This window comes from Amycolatopsis sp. NPDC114478, assembly GCF_055633805.1.
The window spans coordinates 160,346-179,474 of sequence record NZ_JBVKDO010000014.1; the positions used below are offsets into that span (position 1 = coordinate 160,346).

The 19,129-nt window shown below is 69.6% G+C and carries 18 protein-coding genes; 7 read left to right on the top strand and 11 right to left on the bottom strand.

The genetic code is table 11. The annotated features are described in order from the left end of the window. Positions 1 to 13 precede the first annotated feature (13 nt). Entirely contained in the window at positions 14 to 370 is a 357-nt protein-coding gene (locus ACZ7OH_RS33405) for a hypothetical protein (RefSeq protein WP_470284471.1), read from the top strand. Continuing rightward, entirely contained in the window at positions 363 to 530 is a 168-nt protein-coding gene (locus ACZ7OH_RS33410) for a hypothetical protein (protein WP_470284472.1), read from the top strand. The genes ACZ7OH_RS33405 and ACZ7OH_RS33410 overlap by 8 nt, the downstream gene beginning before the upstream one ends. Here the strand turns inward: ACZ7OH_RS33410 and ACZ7OH_RS33415 are convergent. The 5 genes from ACZ7OH_RS33415 to ACZ7OH_RS33435 are packed head-to-tail and all read right to left on the bottom strand — an operon-like array spanning position 517 to position 4,755. Beyond that, positions 517 to 1,347: a 5-oxoprolinase subunit C family protein gene (locus tag ACZ7OH_RS33415; protein WP_470284473.1), complete on the bottom strand. Its 831-nt coding sequence runs from the start codon at positions 1,345 to 1,347 to the stop codon at positions 517 to 519. The two genes, ACZ7OH_RS33410 and ACZ7OH_RS33415, sit on opposite strands and share 14 nt — an antisense overlap. Next, a complete protein-coding gene (locus tag ACZ7OH_RS33420) occupies positions 1,344 to 1,955 on the bottom strand; it encodes a 5-oxoprolinase subunit B family protein (protein WP_470284474.1) in 612 nt (203 codons plus the stop codon). Before ACZ7OH_RS33420 ends, ACZ7OH_RS33415 begins: the two co-directional genes overlap by 4 nt. Further along, entirely contained in the window at positions 1,952 to 2,704 is a 753-nt protein-coding gene (locus ACZ7OH_RS33425) for a LamB/YcsF family protein (RefSeq protein ID WP_400895446.1), read from the bottom strand. The genes ACZ7OH_RS33420 and ACZ7OH_RS33425 overlap by 4 nt, the downstream gene beginning before the upstream one ends. 1 nt (position 2,705) lies before the next feature. Next, a complete protein-coding gene (locus ACZ7OH_RS33430; RefSeq protein ID WP_470284475.1) occupies positions 2,706 to 3,500 on the bottom strand; it encodes a putative hydro-lyase in 795 nt (264 codons plus the stop codon). 10 nt (positions 3,501 to 3,510) lie between these two features. Continuing rightward, entirely contained in the window at positions 3,511 to 4,755 is a 1,245-nt protein-coding gene (locus ACZ7OH_RS33435) for an MFS transporter (RefSeq protein ID WP_470284476.1), read from the bottom strand. 115 nt (positions 4,756 to 4,870) lie between these two features. On the opposite strand from ACZ7OH_RS33435, the gene ACZ7OH_RS33440 reads away from it, so the two are divergent. Then, the gene (locus ACZ7OH_RS33440; protein ID WP_470284580.1) at positions 4,871 to 5,593 is read left to right on the top strand and encodes a GntR family transcriptional regulator; all 723 of its coding nucleotides are present in this window, start codon (positions 4,871 to 4,873) and stop codon (positions 5,591 to 5,593) included. Here ACZ7OH_RS33440 and ACZ7OH_RS33445 read toward each other — a convergent pair whose 3' ends face one another. The 6 genes from ACZ7OH_RS33445 to ACZ7OH_RS33470 all read right to left on the bottom strand — a co-directional run bounded on the left by ACZ7OH_RS33445 (position 5,594) and on the right by ACZ7OH_RS33470 (position 13,837). Next, complete coding sequence (locus tag ACZ7OH_RS33445) at positions 5,594 to 6,253, bottom strand: DNA alkylation repair protein (protein ID WP_470284477.1); 660 nt, start codon at positions 6,251 to 6,253, stop codon at positions 5,594 to 5,596. It abuts the gene before it with no gap. A 225-nt stretch (positions 6,254 to 6,478) separates the two neighbouring features. Beyond that, positions 6,479 to 7,840 (bottom strand): ricin-type beta-trefoil lectin domain protein, encoded by a 1,362-nt coding sequence (locus ACZ7OH_RS33450; RefSeq protein WP_470284478.1) that lies wholly within the window; start codon positions 7,838 to 7,840, stop codon positions 6,479 to 6,481. Next, entirely contained in the window at positions 7,837 to 9,693 is a 1,857-nt protein-coding gene (locus tag ACZ7OH_RS33455; RefSeq protein ID WP_470284479.1) for a ricin-type beta-trefoil lectin domain protein, read from the bottom strand. Before ACZ7OH_RS33455 ends, ACZ7OH_RS33450 begins: the two co-directional genes overlap by 4 nt. Continuing rightward, positions 9,690 to 10,748, bottom strand: a complete 1,059-nt coding sequence (locus tag ACZ7OH_RS33460; protein WP_470284581.1) for an RICIN domain-containing protein — start codon at positions 10,746 to 10,748, stop codon at positions 9,690 to 9,692. Before ACZ7OH_RS33460 ends, ACZ7OH_RS33455 begins: the two co-directional genes overlap by 4 nt. A gap of 86 nt (positions 10,749 to 10,834) precedes the next feature. Beyond that, positions 10,835 to 12,064 carry a family 16 glycosylhydrolase gene (locus ACZ7OH_RS33465; protein WP_470284480.1) on the bottom strand — a complete coding sequence of 410 codons (1,230 nt, stop codon included), beginning with the start codon at positions 12,062 to 12,064 and terminating at the stop codon, positions 10,835 to 10,837. 537 nt (positions 12,065 to 12,601) lie between these two features. Next, entirely contained in the window at positions 12,602 to 13,837 is a 1,236-nt protein-coding gene (locus ACZ7OH_RS33470) for an ROK family transcriptional regulator (protein ID WP_400895426.1), read from the bottom strand. A 132-nt stretch (positions 13,838 to 13,969) separates the two neighbouring features. Between ACZ7OH_RS33470 and ACZ7OH_RS33475 the strand changes: the two genes are divergently transcribed. From ACZ7OH_RS33475 to ACZ7OH_RS33490, 4 genes are all read left to right on the top strand, one after another. Beyond that, on the top strand, positions 13,970 to 15,157 hold the full coding sequence (locus ACZ7OH_RS33475) for an ROK family transcriptional regulator (protein ID WP_470284481.1): 1,188 nt from the start codon (positions 13,970 to 13,972) through the stop codon (positions 15,155 to 15,157). Between the two features lie 206 nt (positions 15,158 to 15,363). Then, the gene (locus tag ACZ7OH_RS33480) at positions 15,364 to 17,034 is read left to right on the top strand and encodes an ABC transporter substrate-binding protein (RefSeq protein ID WP_470284482.1); all 1,671 of its coding nucleotides are present in this window, start codon (positions 15,364 to 15,366) and stop codon (positions 17,032 to 17,034) included. Positions 17,035 to 17,048: 14 nt separating this feature from the next. Next, positions 17,049 to 18,152, top strand: a complete 1,104-nt coding sequence (locus tag ACZ7OH_RS33485; protein ID WP_470284483.1) for an ABC transporter ATP-binding protein — start codon at positions 17,049 to 17,051, stop codon at positions 18,150 to 18,152. Then, positions 18,149 to 19,129 carry an ABC transporter permease gene (locus tag ACZ7OH_RS33490; RefSeq protein WP_470284484.1) on the top strand — a complete coding sequence of 327 codons (981 nt, stop codon included), beginning with the start codon at positions 18,149 to 18,151 and terminating at the stop codon, positions 19,127 to 19,129. The genes ACZ7OH_RS33485 and ACZ7OH_RS33490 overlap by 4 nt, the downstream gene beginning before the upstream one ends.

The window sequence follows — 19,129 nt, forward strand, 5'->3', positions numbered from 1 at the left end:
ATCGGGGGTTCTGATGAAGAGACTGTTTTGGGTGGCGGGTCTGTGCCTGCTGCCGTGGATCGCGGTACTGGGGATGACGCTGCCGGACGTCGTGGAGGCGCGGAACTGGCGGCTGGCCTGGACGGGCTTAGACGCGGCGGAGGCGCTCGGGCTGCTGGCCACCGCGTGGCTGCTCGGCCGCAGTGACCCGCGGACGCCGTTCGCGGCGATCGGCACGGCGACGCTGCTGCTGGCCGACGCTTGGTTCGACGTCGTGACGGCCGGCGACGACGTCGTGTTCTCGCTGCTCATGGCCGGTTTGGAGGTCCCGCTGGCGCTGGCGTGCCTGTCGGTGGCGATGCCGCGCCCGGCGGTCCCGGCGCATGTCTGAGCTGGACGCGCGGTTGCGCGACGAGATCGACGACCGGGTCGCGGAGGCCCTGGACGCCTACCTGGCGGAGCCGGGACACCTGCCGCGCACGCGCACCTGGCCGCTGTGGCTCGCGATCGTCCTCACCAACGTGGCCTGGCTGGTGGTCACGACCAAGTGAAGCGGACAGTCTGGCCCGGACGCAGCTGAGCGGCGACGTCCAGGTCGGCCTCCTCGACGACCGCGATCACCGGGTAGCCGCCCGTCGTCGGGGAGTCCGCGTGGAACAGGATCGGGCGGCCCGACGGCGGTACCTGCAGCGATCCCGGGACGCACGCCTCGGACGGCAGTTCACCCACGCGGGCGCGCTGCAAAGGTCGTCCGGTGAGCCGGATGCCGACCCGGTCCGAGTCCGGCGAGACCGTGTACAAAGTGGACAGCAGCTCGTCCGGGGCGGCGAACCAGTCGCGACGCGGTCCCGGCGTCACGCGCAGGACGGGCGATGAGGGCAAAGCCGGGCGCGGGGCCAAGTCGACCACGGGGAAAGCCCCGGGAGTGCCGACCGGGAGCAGCATCCCGGCCGCGAGCGGCGGTGGGCCGAGCTTTCCGAGGGTGTCCGTCGAGCGTGAACCGAGCACCGGTGGGACGTCGATGCCGCCGCGCACCGCGACGTAGCAGCGCAAGCCCGCCGACGCCATGCCCAGCACCAGTTCGTCGCCCGGCCGCAGCGTGATCGGGCCGTTCATGCCGCCCGGCGAGACCGCGCACAAAGCTCCGGTCACCGCCACCGTCGTGACGCTCGACGCGCGCAGCACCAGACCGCCCAGCGTCACCTCCAGCGCCGCGGCGTCCGACGGGTTGCCGACGAGCCGGTTGGCCAGCTCGAACGACGCGCGGTCGGCGGCGCCGGAGCGGGAGACGCCGAGCGCCGCGTGGCCGGGGCGGCCGAGGTCCTGCACCGTCGTCGAAAACCCGGGCCGCACCACTTCGAGCTTCACGACCGCACCGCCTCGAACCGCACGCGCGTGCCCGGCGGCAGCAGGTTCGGCGGGTCGCGTTCGACGTCCCACACCGGCACGTTCGTCCGGCCGAGCAGCCGCCAGCCACCCGGCGACGCGCTCGGGTAGACCGCGCTGTACTCGCCGGCGATCGCCACCGAGCCCGCCGGGATCCGCGTCCGGGGCGTCGACCTGCGCGAAACGTGCAGCGCCGGGTCCAAACCGGACAGGTACGCGAAGCCGGGCGCGAACCCGCAGAACGCCGAGACGTACGAACCCGCGCTGTGCCGGGAAATCAGCGTGTCGACGGACAAGCCCGCTTCGGCCGCGACATCGGCGAGGTCCTCGCCGTCGTACACCACCGGGACGACCACTTCGGCCGATGCGGACACCGCAGTGTCCACAGGGGACACTTCACGCAGCGCCGCGCTGAGCCGGTCCGCGTCCGTCACCGCGGGGTCGAAGCGGACCAGCAACGTCCGGGCCGCCGGGACCAGCTCCTCGACGCCGGCCAAGGACAACCGCGTCAACGCCGCTTGGAAGCCGAGCACGTCGTCGAGCTCCACCAGTACCGCGCGCCGCCCGCACGGCAGCAGCCGGACGGTCATCCGGTGAACGCGGTCAGCGGGACGTCCGCGGCGGTCAGGCCCTCGCGGATCCGCCGGGCGAGGTCGACCGCGCCCGGCGTGTCCCCGTGCACGCACAAGGAGTCCGGGAGCAGGTCGAGCTGCCCGCCGTCCGCCGTCACGACGCCGCCGCCGGTGGCCATTCCCACCGCGCGCTCCGCCACCGCCGAACCGTCGTGCAGCACCGCGCCCGGCTCCTTGCGCGAGACGAGCTTGCCGTCGGCGGTGTACGCCCGGTCGGCGAACGCCTCCGCGTACGCCACCACACCCGCTTTTTCCGCCTGCCGCTGCATTTCCGAGTTCGGCAGGCAGAGCAGCGCGAGCGCGGGGTCGTACCGGCGCAGGCCGTCGACGATCGCCGCCGCCTGCTCGACGTCCACCGCCGCGGTGTTGTACAGCGCGCCGTGCGGCTTCACGTACGTCACGCGGCTGCCCGCCGCGCGGGCGAACGCGTCCAGCGCGCCGATCTGGTAGAGCACCTCGTTCGCCAGGTCGTCCGGTGCGATGTCGAGCGCGCGCCGGCCGAACCCGGCCAGGTCGTGGTACCCCACGTGCGCCCCGATCGCGACGCCGCGTTCGGCCGCCAGGTCGCACACCCGCCGCATCACCGACGGGTCGCCGGCGTGGAAGCCGCACGCGACGTTCGCGCTGGTCACGATGTCGAGCATGGCTTCGTCGTCGCCCATCTTCCAGGCGCCGAAGCCCTCGCCGAGATCGCTGTTCAGATCCATTTCAGCCCACCCGGTATTCGCTGTCGAGCCGGTCCGTGATGAACATGTACCCCGGCGCGTGGGTGATCGCAAAGGGGGGCCGCGACGCCATCAGCGCCGCCTGCGGGGTGACGCCGCAGGCCCAGAACACCGGGACGTCCCCCGGCTCCGCGTCCACCGGGTCGCCGAAGTCCGGCCGGGAGAGGTCTTCGATCCCCAGCGCGCGCGGGTCGCCGATGTGCACGGGCGCGCCGTGCACGGCCGGCATCGCGCGGGTGATCCGGACGGCGTCGTCGACGCGGTCTTCGGGGATCTGCCGCATCGACACGACCATCGGGCCGAACAGCCGCCCGGCGGGTTCGCACTGCCGGTTCGTCACGTACATCGCGACGTTGCGGCCCTGGTCGACGTGCCGCAGCGGGACGCCCTCGGCGGCCAGCGCCGTCTCGAACGTGAAGCTGCAGCCGATCGAGAACGCGACCATGTCGCTGCGCCAGAGGCCGGTCGCGTCCGACACCTCGCCGGCCAGCACGCCGTTCTGCCAGATCCGGTAGCGCGGCAGGTCGGTGCGCAGGTCCGCGCCGTCGGCGAGGCGGGTGGCCGGGTCGCCGGGGTCGGTGACGTCGAGCAGCGGGCACGGCTGCGGGTTGCGGGTGCAGAACAGCAGGACGTCGTAGGCCCAGTCCTCGGGCACGGCGATCAGGTTGGTCTGGGTGAAGCCGCTGGCCCAGCCCGTGGTGGGGCGGGCGGTGCCGGTGCGGAACGCCGCTCGCGCTTGCGCGGGCGTGTACGTGGCCGGCTCGTCGAAGGTCGTCATGAGTTCCCCCTCAGTCAACGAGTTCGATGCCCCGGGTCTCCGGAAGCCCCAGCAGTGCGAGTACGGCGATGCCGTAGCCGAGCGCGCCGAACACGATCGCGCCGCCCGCGCCGAGGAAGCCCACGACGGTCGGGAAGATCGCGCCGACCGCGCGGCCGAAGTTGTAGGTGAAGCCCTGTCCCGTCCCGCGCAGCGCCGTCGGGTACAGCTCGGCGAGGTACGCCCCGAAACCACTGAAGATCGCGGACATCGAGAAGCCGAGCGGGAAGCCGAGGACGAGCACGAGCCCGTTGGCGCCCTTGGGGATCTGCGTGTACGCGACGATCAGCGCGGCCGAGAGCAGCGCGAACGTCAGGAAGGTCTTCTTGCGCCCCATCAGGTCCGTGAGGTAGCCGCCGCAGACGTAGCCGACGAACGCGCCGGTGATGAGGAACGCGAGGTAGCCGCCGGTGCCGATCACGGTCAGCTCGCGTGTCTTCTTCAGGTAGGACGGCAGCCACGTCGAGATCGTGTAGTACCCGCCCTGGACGCCGGTGGCGAGCAGCGCGGCGAAGAGCGTCGTGCGCAGCAGGTCGGCCTGGAAGATCTTGACCAGCGTGCCTTTCACGCGCTCGGTCTTGAGCCGTTCTTCGGCGCGCGGGGCGTCCTTGACGCTCTTGCGGACCCACAGCACGAGCAGCGCCGGGATGACGCCGGTCCAGAACATGATCCGCCAGGCGACGTCGTCGCTCGCGACGCTGAACACCACGGTGTAGACGATCACCGACAGGCCCCAGCCGACCGCCCACGCGCTCTGCACGAACGCCACGGTCCGGCCGCGGTACTTGGCCTGCGAGTACTCCGCGACCAGCGCGGCGCCGGCCGCCCACTCACCACCGAAGCCCAGGCCCTGCAGGGCGCGGAAGACCAGCAGCGTCTCGAAGTTGGGCGCGAACCCGCAGAGCACGGTGAAGATCGTGTACATCGCGATGGTGATCTGCAGCGTGCGGACGCGGCCGATCCGGTCGGCCAGCATGCCGGCCCCGACCCCGCCGACGGCCGACACGACCAGCGTCGTCGTGCCGAGCAGCCCGGCTTCGCCGCTGGATATCCCGAAGTACGCGGTGATCGCGGCCAGGCCGAGCGGCAGGGTCTGGTAGTCGAACGAGTCCAGCCCGTAGCCGCCGAAGGCGCCCACGAAGGCGCGGCGCCCGCGTTTGCCGAGCGTGCGGAACCAGTCGAACGGCCGAGCCTCGGTAGCAGTTGTCGCAGTCATGGGGCACCTCCTGGCCAGTGTCTCATCGTGGCGTGCCTCACACACTAGGGATTGTTGAACAATTCCACAAGACGGCAATTACATCGTCCTTAGTGTGACGGGTACCATCGTCGGCGTGGTCATCGAAGACAGCGGGCTCCCGGGCCTGGAGGCCGACCGCGGCCTGGTCAGCCGCAAGAGCACGGCCGAGCGGGTCGCCGGCGTCCTGCGCAAGCGCATCGCGGAAGGCTTCTTCCTGCCCGGCGGCCGGCTCTCGGAGCAGGACATCGGCAACGCGCTCGGCGTCTCCCGCAACACGCTGCGCGAGGCGTTCCGGCTGCTCACGCACGAGCGGCTGCTGGCCCACGAGCTCAACCGCGGGGTCTTCGTCCGCATCCCGAGCGTCGAGGACGTCGTCGACATCTACCGCGTCCGCAAGATCATCGAGTGCGCCGCGGTCCGCGGGGTGACGGCGAAGCCGGCGACCTTCCAGCGGATCAAGGAGAAGGTCGAGATCGGCGACGAGGCCGCGCGCACCGGGAACTGGAAGGACCTCGGCACCGCGAACGTGTGGTTCCACCAGGAGCTGGCCGCGCTGTCCGGCAGCGAGCGCGTCAACGAGCTGGTCGGCCGGCTGACCGCCGAACTGCGGCTGGTCTTCCACATCATGGCCGAGCCGCGGCGCTTCCACGAGCGCTACCTGCCGCGCAACCACGAGATCCTGGACCGCATCGAGGCCGGCGACGGGCCGGGCGCGGAGCAGCTGCTGATGAAGTACCTCGAGGACGCCGAGGAGCAGCTGGTCGAGGCGTACGCGGACCGCGCCGAAGCGGCCCGGGCGGCGGTCGCGGCGGAGTAGCTACGCCTGCCGGCGCACCATTTCGGCGATCCAGACCGGCGCGAACGGCGACGTGCAGTTCGGCGGGGTCGGGTAGTCCTTGCGCACCTCGAGGCGTTCGCCGATGTCGATCGCGCGGGCGCGGTGGCTGTCGTGCTCGATCCCGATCCGGGCCAGGCAGCTGTTCATCGCCCACTGCAGCCGGTCCGGCGCGTCCTTCAGCTCCTTCTCGACGAGGTCGAGGAGGCCGTCGAGGTCTTCGGGGTGGTTCGCCACGCGGTCGGTGGTCAGCGCCCAGCCGGCGCTCGCGGCCACGGGATCCGGGTCGGCGAACCAGGTCCGGCGCAGTTCTTCGGCGTGCGGGCTCTTCCTCACCACGTAATTCACGAGCCAGTCGTGCGCCTTGGGGGTGCCGGCGGTCCGCAGCATGGCGTCCAGCTCGTCGCGGTCGAACGCCTTCGGGCGGCAGATCAGGGTGGCGAGGAGCTTCGCCGCCGTGTCGCCGGTGGCCCAGAGATCGCGGGCGAGGTCCTGCTGCGTCTTCAGCCGCTTCGCGACCGCGCGCAGCTTGCCGAGGTTGACGCCGTGGTCGTCGCCGTGCTTCTCGTTGATCGCGCGGGCCTTGGGGTCCTCGAGCGCGGCCAGCTCCGCGAGCACGGCGTCCACTGTCGATTCGGGCACGGCGGCCAGTCTACGGCTGCCCGTTCGGGCACCCCGGCATTTTGACGGTCCCCAATTCCCGCTCGGCTCGATAGCCTGCGAAAGCGGTTTCGCCGCCGGAGACCCCCAGCGGCAGGCGGAGCCCACCGCTGCCGGGCCGGGGCCTCCCCAGTGTCACGGTCCGGCAGCCCTCGAACACGCGGCAGGCCCGGCCGGAACCCCGGCCGGGCCTGCTGTTGCCCGCCGTCAGCCGGCGTAGCGGGCGAAGATCCTCGTGAAGTCCCACGCCTGCTGGGAAACGCCCGAACACGTGTCGTCGTTCGGGTAGGCGCCCGGGCACGGGCGGTCGCGGTTGGCCGACCAGAACGTCAACCGGGCCAGGTGGTGGGAGTTCGCGTAGGCCAGGATGGTGGTGAAGTCGTTCAGCGTGACCGTCTCGTTGTTGTCCGTGATGCCGTTCATCGACGAGATGCCCATGTGCCGGTAGGCCGTGTCGTCGTCGTAGCCGTACGCGGTCTTGACGACGTTCTTGAGTCCCTCGGCCGCGCGCTGGGTCAGCGTGCCCATGTTCTGGCCGGCGCCGCCGAAGTCGAACGGCATGATGACCCAGCCGTCGACCGTCAGCCCGGACTGCGCCGCCCGGTTCACCAGGCTGTTGTCCGGGCCGGACTGTCCGGTGCCGAACGTGACGTACAGCTTGATGCCCGGGTTGTTCGCCCGCACCGTCTTCAGCGCGTCGACCGTGCGCTGCTGCACGGTCGGGTTGCTGTAGGCGTCGGCCTCGATGTCGATGTCGATCGCCTTGAGGCCGTAGGCGCTGATCACCTTCTGGTAGCCCGCCGCCAGCTCACCCGCGCTGCCGCACGACGACTCCAGCTTGTTGCCGGAGTAGCCGCCGAACGACGGGATGACGTCGCCGCCGCCCGCGCGCACCGCGTTGATGGTGTTCTGGTCGACACCGCCGGTGAGCGCCCGGCCGCCGTCCCACATCGGGTTGCAGTAGCCGTTGGACAGGATGAACGCCAGCGTGAACCACTTGACGCCGGTGGCGTTCTGGATCGTCTGCGGGCTCGGCGGGTTGCCCCAGCCGTTGTAGAGGTACGGCGCCACGGCCATCACGCCCGGCCCGCTCGGCGGCGGCGTGGTGCCGCCGGACGGGAGCGTCCACTGCTGGTTGGCCGTGCTCGCGCACGTCCAGATCTGCAGCCGCGTGCCGTTCGCGCTGGAGTTGCCGGTCGCGTCGAGGCACTTGCCCGAACCGGTGTTGACCAGGTTCTTCGCCGCGTTGGCCGTCCACTTCTGGGCGGCGGAGCCGTTGCAGTCCCAGAGCTGGACCGTGGTGCCGTTCGCGGTGCCCGCGCTCGTGACGTCCAGGCACTTGCCCAGCGCCTGCAGGGATCCGTCGGAGCCGACCGTCCACTGTTGGGCGTTGGTTCCGTTGCAGTCGTACAGCTGGATCGCCGTGCCGTTGGCGGTGCTCGCCGCCTTGACGTCGACGCACTTGCCGGCGATGCCGGTGATCGGGCCGGTCGCCGCCTGCGCGACGCCCGGTGCGAGCACCAGCGCCGACGCGGCGATCAGCGCACCGAATACTGCTGTCTTCTTCATGCGGGCACGTTCCACTTCTGGTTGGCGGCGCCGGTGCACGTCCAGATCTGCAGCCGGGTGCCGTTGGCGCTGGAGTTGCCGGTCGCGTCGACGCACTTGTTCGACCCGGCCCCGACGAGGTCCCGGGCCGCGGTGGCCGCCCACTGCTGGTTGGCCGTGCCGCCGCAGTCCCAGAGCTGCAGCTGCGCACCGTCCGCTGTGGACTGCCCGGTCACGTCGAGGCACTTGCCGAGCGCGCGGACCGTGCCGTCGGTGCCGACGGTCCACTGCTGGGCGCTGGAGCCGTTGCAGTCGTAGAGCTGGACGGCGGTGCCGTTGGCGCTGCTGGCGCCGGCGACGTCGATGCACTTGCCACCGAGGCCGGTGATCGGACCGGTCTTGCCGGTGCCGCCCCCGCCGGTGCCCTGGTTGCCGCTCCAGGTGAACGTGGCCGAGGTGTGGCCGGGCAGGGTGTAGGTGAACGACGAGCCGCCCCAGTTCACGCGCACGCTCTGGTTGCCCGTGCCGGAGTTGTACGCGATGAGCGCCTTCGAGCCGTCCGGGTTCTTCCAAGCGACGTTCCGGACGGTCGAGTTGTCGGTCGAGTCGATCCGGTACGCGCCGGGCTTCACGAACTTCGTCAGGTGGCCCATCGTGTAGTACTCGACGGTGTAGTCGACCTGCCCGCTGCGCGAGTCTCCGTTGTGGACGGTGATCAGGCCGGTGCAGGTGCCGCAGCCGCCGTTGTGCGGGCCCATGTTCTGGTCGACGCCGAGGCTCCACTTGACGAAGCTCTTCGACCAGTTGCGCGTGTAGTCGACGATGTTGTTCATGTCCTCGGCCTGCTGGTTCGAGATCCAGGTGCCCCCGGAGTGCTCGGTCGAGTAGGCGTTGACGTTCGGGTACTGGTTGTGCGTCGTCGTCTGCTGCGTGATGTCGCCGCCGTAGCCGTGCCAGGCGACGCCGCCGAAGTTCGGGTGGTTGCGGATCGCCGGGTCGTCCAGGGTCGGTGCGCCGTAGGACGCGTAGGTGTCCCAGTTCCAGTCGAGCGCGAGGACCTTTGTGGACAGTCCGGCGCCCTGCAGGGCCGGCAGCAGGTTGTTCTTCGCGAAGTACGCCAGCCCGGCGCCGTTCCAGTTGGTCGACGGGTAGCTCGAGCAGCACGTCGGCTCGTTCTGCATCGAGACGTAGTCGATCGGCACGCCCGCGGCCTGGTAGGCCTGGAGGTACTTGACGAAGTACTGCGCGTAGGCCGGGTAGTACTGCGACTGGACCCAGCCGAGCAGGTAGCTGTCGTTGTCCTTCATCCACGGCGGCGCGCTCCACGGCGACGCCATCACCTTGGCCTGCGGGTTGAGCTGCTTGGCCTGCTTGGTCAGCGGCAGCACGTCGGCCTGGTCGTGGGCGATCGAGAAGTGCGTCAGGTTCGGGTCGGTCTGCCCGGCCGGCATGTCGTCGAAGGTGTAGCTGTAGCGGGCCAGGTCGGACGCGCCGAGCGGGTTGCGGATGAAGCTCAGCCCGATGCCGTTGTTCGGGTCGAACAGCTTGCGCATCGTGTCGTCGCGGGTGGCCTGGGACAGCGCCCCGCTGGAGTTCAGCAGCCACGCGGCGGTGTCCGTGAAGGACGCTCCACCGCCTTCGAACTGCTGGTAGGTGGTGTTTTCGTTGACGTTGATGGTCACGCCGCCGGAGCCGGTGCCCGAGGCGAAGGTGACCGGCGTCTGCTGCTGCAGGCCGCGGGTGACCGTCCGGCCGCCGGAGTCGCTGGTGGTGGTGAGCCAGACGTTCACGGTCTCGCCCGCGGCCTGCGCGGGCGCGGCGAAGGTGGCCGCGGCGAGCGCGGTCACGCCGAGCAGGGTGAGCAGTTTCTTCATGGCAGCGTCCACTTCTGGTTCGCGCCGGACCCGCAGGTCCAGATCTGGAGCCGGGTCCCGTTGGCGCTCGAGTTCCCGGTGGCGTCGAGGCACTTGCCGGAGCCGGCGTTCACGAGGTTCTGCGATCCGTTGGCCGACCACTTCTGCGCGGCGGAACCGTTGCAGTCCCACAGCTGGGTCGGCGTGCCGTTGGCCGTGCCGGCACTGGTGACGTCGAGGCACTTGCCGAGCGCTTTCACGGTCCCGTCGCTGCCGGCTGTCCACTGTTGAGCGGTCGTGCCGTTGCAGTCGTACAGCTGGACGGCGGTGCCGTTGGCGTTGCTCGCGCCGGCGACGTCGGCGCACTTGCCGCCGATGCCGGTGATCCGCCCGGCGTTCTGGGCGGGCGGCGTCGTGGTGCCGCCGGCGAACTGCGTCGCGACCTGCTCGCCGAGGCTCGTGGCGTTGGCGTGGTTCTCGATCGGGTTGACGTGCGTGTTCGGGAACACGATGTACGTCACCGGGCCCTCGGTGCCGCCGTTGGACGGGTCCGGGTTGATGCCGAGGTTGACGGCGGTGGCGTAGGACGCCTCACCGATGATGCTCGTCGGACCCGTGTCGCCGACGACGGCGTAGGTGACCTGGTTGTTGTAGATCACCGCCACGACCGAGCCGCCGTCGATGCCGTAGTTGCGGTAGTCCCAAGTGGACGTCGGCTGCGGCAGCACGATGTACGGCAGCTGGGCCGCGTTGAGCGGCTGGTCGGTCGAGGTGTGGAACGCGGTGTCGGGGTAGAAGCAGCAGTCGGTGTTCTCGTTGCACTGGGTCGTCCAGACCCCGTCGCAGTCGATGTCCATGTCGGCCGTGAAGAACACCGCGCCGTTGGCCTGGCAGACGGGCACGGTGGCCGCGCCGCCTTCGTCGAAGGAATATTTGCCGTTCGAAATCTGCTGGCAGGTCTGGGTCTTCGCGAGCAGCTGGCTCGCGGACGGACCGGCCTCGACGGCGGCTTGGGCGGAGCCGGTGGTGAGGGAAGAAAGCGCTAACAGGGCACACCCCATTAGCGCGACGAACATTCGTCGCACTGGGATTCTCCTTGTGGGGTAAGGAAAGAGTGCCGGGCAGACGGGCCGGGCGGGGCCCGCCTGCCCGAGGGGGTGGATCAGGGAGTGTTCCACTTCTGGTTGGCCGTGCCGCCGCAGGTCCAGATCTGCAGGCGGGTGCCGTTCGCACTCGAATTGCCGGTGGCGTCGAGGCACTTGTTCGCGTTGGGGTTCACGATGTCCTTCGCCCCGCTGATCGCCCATTGCTGGGCCACGGTCCCGTTGCAGTCGTAGAGCTGCACGGGGGTCCCGTCCGCGGTGCCCGCGGCGCTGACGTCCATGCACTTGCCGAGGGCGCGGATCGTGCCGTCGGTGCCGATGGTCCAGTTCTGCGCGGCGTTGCCGTTGCAGTCGGTGATCTGGATCGGCGTGCCGTTGGCGGTGTTCGCGCCCGCGACGTCGACGCACTTGCCGCCGATGCCGGTGATAGTGCCGGTCCGGCCGCTCGGCGGGGTGCCGCCCCCGGTGTCGGTGGTGACGTGGACGTAGTCGACGATGAGCTGCTGCGGGAACTGCGTGCTGCTGTTCGGGTCGCCGGGCCAGTACCCGCCGACGGCGAGGTTGAGGATGATGAAGAAGTTGTGGTCGTAGACCCAACGGTTGCCGTTCAGGTCGGCCGGCGTGCGCGTCTGGTAGAGGTTGCCGTCGACGTACCACTTGATCTGGTTGGGCGACCAGTCGACGGCGTAGGTGTGGAAGTCGTCGGAGAAGTTCGGGCCGTTGTAGGCCGCGCCGATGCCGCCGGAGCCGGAGTAGCCGGGGCCGTGGATGGTGCCGTGCACGGTGTTCGGCTCGAACCCGACGTTCTCCATGACGTCGATTTCGCCGTCGGTCGGCCAGTTGCTGCCGCCGAGCATCCAGAACGCCGGCCACATGCCCTGTCCGCGCGGGAGCTTCATGCGCGTCTCGAAGTGGCCGTAGGCCTGGCTGAACTTGCCGGCGGTGTTCATCCGCGCGGAGGTGTACTCGCAGCGGCCGTACCAGCAGTTGTAGTTGCCGGGGTTTTCCTTCTTGGCGGTGATGACGAGGTGGCCCTGGCCGTCGAGCTGGGCGTTGTTGGTGCCGGAGGTGTAGTACTGCCGCTCGTGGTTGTTGACGTTGTCGCCGGTTTCGAGCTGCCACTTCGACCCGTCGACGGCGGCGCCCGCGGGGCCGTTGAAGTCGTCGGTGAAGGTGGCGGCGGCCTCGGCTGCTACCGGGGTCAAGACCTGCTGGCCGAGGAGGAGCAGGGAGGCCGCGGCGAAGAGCGCGGCTGTTCTCTTTCGGGCTTTTCGGAACGAGGTGGACATCGTTGTCGCCTCTCTCACCGTGGGGGGAACGGCGTTCCGCGCGCAGCACGGAACGCGGGGAGGGGGAGGTGGCCTCGCATGCCGGGGCGGCGGCAGGCGCGACCGTTTGGCCGGCGCTCGCGGTCCGTGGGCGGGGTCGGACTTTACGGGCGGCGACGTCTTTGCCGGGTGCTTTGTTGTGCCTGGCAACAAAGTATGCATGGTCCAGACAAGCCGGGCAACCGTCGGGCGGTCATTTTTTTTCAACCCGAATTAAGGGTGAGTGGGTGGCGGGTTTGGCGGGTGCGACGCTGGTGGGGCGGGTTCCCGGTCAGCGGGGCACGTGCTCGGTGGCTTCGTTGTGCCCTTCCGGCACCCTGGCCCGTCGCCCCTTCCGGCACCCCGAAGCCCTCATTGTGACTACGGCCGGCAACACCGCGTCAAGGCGGGAAAGATGCCTTGACCCGGCGCTGCCGGCCGTGTTGTGGCTTCGGATCGGGGTGCGGGGGAGTCTGGGTCCTCGTCGGTGCCTGTTCTCGGGTTCCCCTTGGTTTTGCCTCACGCCGCGTCTGAGTTTGGGGCTCCTGGCTTGGCGATCTTCGATGTTGCTCCCTGCTCCAGCAGGTCCGCCACCGGTAGCGTTGCCGCTCCTGTTGCCACCGCGTCCAGGCCCAACGAGCCCAGCTGGATTGATGTCTGGCTGAACGGGTGCCTCAGCGCGTGCTCGCTCGCCGCTTCGCGGATTCGGGGTAACAGTTGCTCACCCAGGGCCAAGCCTGCCCAGCCGCCGATCACTATGCGCTCCGGGTTGAACAAGTTGATCAAGTTCGCTATCCCCGCGCCCAGGTAGCCCGCCGTCTCGTCCAGTACCTTTGCCGCCGTCTTGGACTTCGGGGCCGCCTCCAGCAGGGCCGCGAACTGGGCCTGCTCGTCCTCGCCCGGGACTTCCTTCCCCCGCACTCGCCGGTACCTCGCCAGCACTCCGCCCGCGCCGATGTACGCCTCCAAGCAGCCGAGCGCTCCGCAGCGGCACTGCTGGCCTCCGTACGCGATCGTTGTGTGGCCCCACTCGCCCGCGCTGCTCGTCGATCCCCGGTACGTCGTTCCGTCCGTCACCACCGCCGCGCCCACGCCCGAGCCGATCAGCGCTATCACCGCGTGGCGCGCTCCCCGGCCCGCGCCGAACCACATCTCCGCCTGGCCCTGCGTCTTCGCTCCGTTGTCGACGAACAACGGCAGCGATACCCCCGCGTCCTGCAGTAGCGATACCAGCGGCACCGCGTCCCAGCCCACCGTCGGTGCGTGGACCAGTACTCGCGCTCCCTGCTCGACCGTGCCCGGGACGCCGATGCCCACGCCCAGCACCGTTGCTTCGTCGATGCCCGCGCTCGCGAACACTTCGCGCAGTCCGGACGTCACCTGCTCGACCGCCGTTGCCGGGTCCGGGGCCTTCGGGAGCGGGTGGTCCACCGTTGCCAGGCGGGTCATCGCCAGGTCGAACAGCTCCACCTTGACGCCCGTCTCGCCGATGTCGACGCCCGCGACGTGCCCGTACGCCGGGTCGACGCGCAGCAGCACCCGGGGCCGGCCGCCGTCGGACTCGACCTGGCCCGCCTCCGTGATGAGGCGCTCTTCGCCCAGTTCGGCGGTCACGTTGCTGACCGTCGCCGCACTCAATCCGGTGAGCTGGCTCAGTTCGTGCCGCGACAGCGGGCCGTCGAAGTACAGTTTCGACAGCAGCAGGGAACGGTTGTGCCGCCGCAGATCACGGACGGTGGTGCGCTTGCTCGCCATGGGCAACCCATCTGAAACTCTCACCGGCTGCGACCAGGATGCCTGATCACCGTAAGTTGTGGCTATGTATTAAGTGGTGAACTAAGTCCCGAACCCATAGTGGCATGGGTGGTATCTGGCACAATCCCCCAGGTGACCCAGGTGGTACGCCAGACAACTCGAGACCTCCGGCGGCACAACCGCGCGGCACTCCTGTCCTCCCTCTACCTCCGCGGCCCCGTCAGCAGGCTGGAACTAGTAGCTGAATCGGGACTGTCGGCCGCCACCGTTACCAACGTCGTCTCCGAGCTCATCGCCGACGGCGTCGTCGCCGAGGCCGGCTCGGTCGAATCCGACGGCGGACGGCCGCGGACGCTGCTCGCCGTGCGGCCCGACTTCGGGCACGTCGTCGGCGTCGACGTCGGCGAAACGCACGTCGAGGTCGGCTTGTTCGACTGCGCTCTCGGGACGCTCGGCACGGTCCGCCACCCGCTCGTCGGCACCCGCTTGGACCCGGACGAAGTGGCCGGTTTGGTGCGAACCGGCATCGACGAAGTGCTCGAAGGGGGCGAACCGGACGCGGTGTTCGGCGTCGGCATCGGCGTGCCCGGCGCGGTCCGCGACGGCGGGATCGTGCACGCGCCCACCCTCGGCTGGCGCGGTGTCGCCTTCGCCGACCTCATCCACCCGCACATCGCCGCGCCCCTCCACCTCGACAACCGCGCCCGGACGCTCGGCCAGGTCGAGGCCTGGCGCGGCGCCGGCCGGGGTGCCGAACGCGCCATCGTCGCCCTGCTCGGCGTGGGCGTCGGGGCCGCCGTCGCGACCGCCGGGCCGTCGCACCCCGGCATCACCACCAGCGAGTGGGGCCACACCGTCGTCAAGGCGGGCGGGGCGGCGTGCCGGTGCGGCTCGCACGGCTGCCTCGAGGCTTACGTAGGCACCGAGGCGATCGTCCGGCACTACGCCGACCGCGTCGGCAAGGAGCCGGTCATCGGAGATGAAAGCGACAACGAGCTGGCGCGGATCGTCGACGAAGCCCGCGACGACGGCCCCGCCGCCGACGTCCTCGCGGAGACCGGCGAGTACCTGGGGATCGGCATCGCGAACCTGATCAACCTGCTCAGCCCGGACCGGGTGGTGCTCTCCGGCTCGGCGGGGGCGATCATGGGACCGGCGATCCTGCCCGCCGTGCGCGACGCGGTGGGCCGGCACGCGCTCGACTACCTGGCCGGGCGCACCGAGGTCGTCCTCGGCAGCCTCGGGCCGGACGCGGTCGCGCTCGGCGCGGCCACCCTGCCCATCGCGCAGCTGCTCGCGAACGGGGGCCGGACTGGCTGATTCCCTTGCGTCGCAAGGAGTAATCACCGAGACAGGTCCAGACCGCCAGTTCTTTCAGTACTTAAACTTAGGTACAAAACGTTACCGCCGTGTTATTGACGTGACCCGAGTCACCCGGGTTGACTTCGGGACGTCGTTCGGTCGCCGGCGGTCGGGGCTCGCTACCAGTCGACATCTACGCACGTCGTCGATGACTAGGAGGAACGATGCGAGTCAAGCGCTCCATCGTCGCAGCGCTGGTGGCCGCCATGGCCCTGAGCGGCCTGACCGCGTGTTCGGGCGGCAGCTCGAACGCCGCGCAGAGCAACCCGGACCAGGTGCTCAACGTGGGCAAGCCCGACGGCCCGCAATCGGAGAACAACAACCCGTTCCTCGAGACGTCCGCCCTGTCGAACATGGGGTACCGGTGGATGATCTACGAGCCCCTCGTCATGCTCAACCGCGTCAAGCCGCAGGAGCCGGGCAAGCCGTGGCTCGCGACGAAGTGGGACTGGTCGGACAACTACAAGAAGCTGGTTCTGACCGTCCGTGACGGTGTCAAGTTCTCCGACAACCAGCCGATGACCGGCGACGACGTCGCCTACACGTTCCAGCTGCTGCGCGACAACAAGGCGCTGAACGTCGACGCCGTGCCGTACAAGGACATCACCGCGGCCGGCAACCAGGTGACGCTGGGCTTCGAGACGTCCCAGTTCGTCAACCAGCTCAAGATCCTGCAGACGCTCGTCGTGCCGAAGCACGTCTGGCAGTCGGTCAAGGACCCGGCGCTCGACACCGTGAAGAACCCGATCGGCACCGGGCCGTACACGCTCAAGTCGTTCACGCCGCAGACGATGATCGTCACCCGGCGCGACGCCGGCTACTGGCAGGAAGCGCCGAAGGTCAAGGAGATCCGCTACACCTCCTACACCGACAACAACGCGCAGGTCAGCGCGCTGGTCAGCGGCGCGTCGGAGTGGAGCTTCGTCTTCATCCCGAACTACAAGGCCGTCTACACGAACAAGGACCCGCAGCACTACAAGCTGTGGTTCCCGGCGCAGCTGGCCGTGCACGGCCTGTGGTTCAACACCGAGAAGGCCCCCTGGAACGACGCCAAGCTGCGTCAGGCGGTCAGCAAGGTGATCAACCGCGACGACATCTTCAACCAGGGCGAGGCCGGCTACTTCTACCCGAAGAACGACCAGGTCACCGGCATCCCGACGCCGGCGGGCGACCCGTTCATCGCGCCGCAGTACAAGGGCCAGACGGTCCAGGTCGACGTCCCGGGCGCCAAGTCGCTGCTGACCGGCGCGGGCTACAAGTTCAACGGCGACAAGCTGGCCGACCCGAGCGGCAAGCCGGTCACCCTCAAGCTGACGGTCCCGTCGGGCTGGTCGGACTACATCACCGACCTGGAGATCATCAAGGACAACCTGGCGCAGATCGGCATCACCGCCACGGTCGAGAAGATGAACCAGGACGCGTGGATCAAGTCGGTCGACACCGGTGACTTCGAAGGCCTGATGCACTGGACCAACGACGGTGCGACGCCGTACGACATGTACCGCGACGTCATGGACGGCAACCGCTACAAGCCGACCGGCCAGGGTGGCATCAACGGCAACTACGGCCGCTTCAAGAACGACGAGGCGACCAAGGCGCTCGAGACCTACGCCAACGCCGAGGACGACGCCGCCCGCACCGCCGCCATGGCGACGCTGCAGAAGATCATGATCGACCAGCAGCCGATGGTCCCGACCTCGGCGGCCAACTCCGGCGGCGAGTACAGCACGAAGAACTGGGTCGGCTGGCCGGACGACGCCAACCCGTACGGCCCGGCGCAGCCCACGCTGCGCAACGCGCTCGACATCGTCCTGCACCTGAAGCCCGCGGCCTGATGGCGGATTCAGTCATGACGGAGACCGGGGACGGCCGCGGCGACGCGGCCGCCCCGGCCCCCTCCGGCCCCATCGCCGTCGGGTCGGAGGGGGACCTCCCCGTTGTTCTGGAGGCGGCGGGACTCACCAAGCACTTCCCCGTACGGCGGCGCGGACGCGCGGGTCTCACCGGGCCGCGCCGCGCCGTCCAGGCCGTCGACGACGTCACCCTGACGCTGCGGCGGGGCCGGGTCACGGCGCTGGTCGGCGAGTCCGGCTCGGGCAAGTCGACGGTCGCCCGCCTGCTCGCGGGGCTCTACCCGCGCACCGGCGGCGACATCCGGCTGCACGGCGAGACCGTGAACGTCAAGCACGGCAAGGCGTTCCGCGCCTACGCGCGCCGGGTCCAGATGATCTTCCAGGACCCGTTCGCGTCGCTGAACCCGGTGCACACGGTGCGCTACCACCTGACGCGGGCGCTGAAGATCCACGGCCGCGCGGGCGACGACCTCGAGAAGTCGTTGCACGAGCTGCTTTCCCGCGTCCAGCTGACGCCGCCCGAACGGTACATCGACAAGTTCCCGCACGAGCTGTCCGGCGGGCAGCGCCAGCGCGTCGCGATCGCGCGGGCGCTCGGCGCCGACCCGGAGGCGCTGCTGGCCGACGAGCCGGTGTCCATGTTGGACGTCTCCATCCGGCTCGGCGTGCTGAACCTGTTGCGGGACCTCAAGGAACGCCTCCACCTGGCGATCCTGTACATCACGCACGACATCGCGTCCGCGCGCTACTTCGCCGACGAGACGATGGTGATGTACGCCGGCCGGATGGTCGAGGGCGGCGACAGTGAGACCATCACGCAGAACCCGGCGCACCCGTACACGCGGCTGCTCATCGACTCCGCGCCCGACCCCGACCGGCTGGCCGGCGGCGCGGCCGAGCTCGACCCCGGCGAGGTGCCGGCCGAGCGCGGGGCGGGCGAGCCGCCGAGCCTGATCGACCCGCCGTCCGGGTGCCGGTTCCACCCGCGCTGCCCCGTTGCGATGGAGCGGTGCAAGACGGACCTGCCACCGCGGTTCGAGGTCGACGACGCGCCCGGCCACTGGGCCGCGTGCTGGCTGTACGACGGGACCGCCCGATGAGGTACCTGCTGCAACGGCTGGCCTTCTACCTCTTCACGGCCTGGGCCGCCGTCACCATCAACTTCTTCATCCCGCGGATGATCCCGGGCGACCCCGTGCAGTCGCTGATCGCGAAGAACCAGGGCATGATCAGCCAGGACGCGGTCCAGTCGCTGTACGTCCTCTTCGGACTCGACAAGAACGAAAGCCTGATCTCCCAGTACTTCGACTACTGGGGCCAGCTCTTCCGCGGCGACCTCGGGATCTCGTTCACGTTCTTCCCGACGCCGGTGTCCGACCTGCTGAGCGACAGTCTGCCGTGGACGATCATCCTGGTCGGCATCACGACGATCGTCGGCTTTGCGCTCGGCACCGGGCTCGGCGTCATCGCCGGCTGGAAGCGCGGCTCGTGGGTCGACGGCCTGCTGCCGGTGACGACGTTCCTCTCGTCGATCCCGTACTTCTGGCTCGGCCTGATCGCGCTGACGCTGCTGGCCGGCCCGGGCAGCTTCTTCCCGTCGTCCGGGGGCTACGACCCCGGCACCATCCCGGGCTGGGACGGCACGTTCATCGGCAGCGCGATCCAGCACAGCCTGCTGCCCGCGCTGACCATCCTGATCAGCTCGATGGGTAGCTGGATCCTGGGCATGCGCAACATGATGGTCACCGTCGCGTCGGAGGACTACGTCACGGTCGCGCACGCCAAGGGCCTGCCCGAGCGCCGGGTGATGGTCGGGTACGCGGCGCGCAACGCGCTGCTGCCCAGCGTGTCCGGCTTCGCGCTGGCGCTGGGGTTCATCGTCGGCGGCACGCTCCTGGTGGAGATCGTCTTCTCCTACCCGGGCGTCGGCTACCAGCTGTTCCAGGCGGTCGGCTCGCAGGACTACCCGCTGATGCAGGGCATCTTCCTGATCATCACGCTGTCGGTGCTGGTGGCGAACCTGTTCGCCGACGTCGCCTACCTCGCGCTCGACCCGCGCACCCGGAAGGAGGGCTGA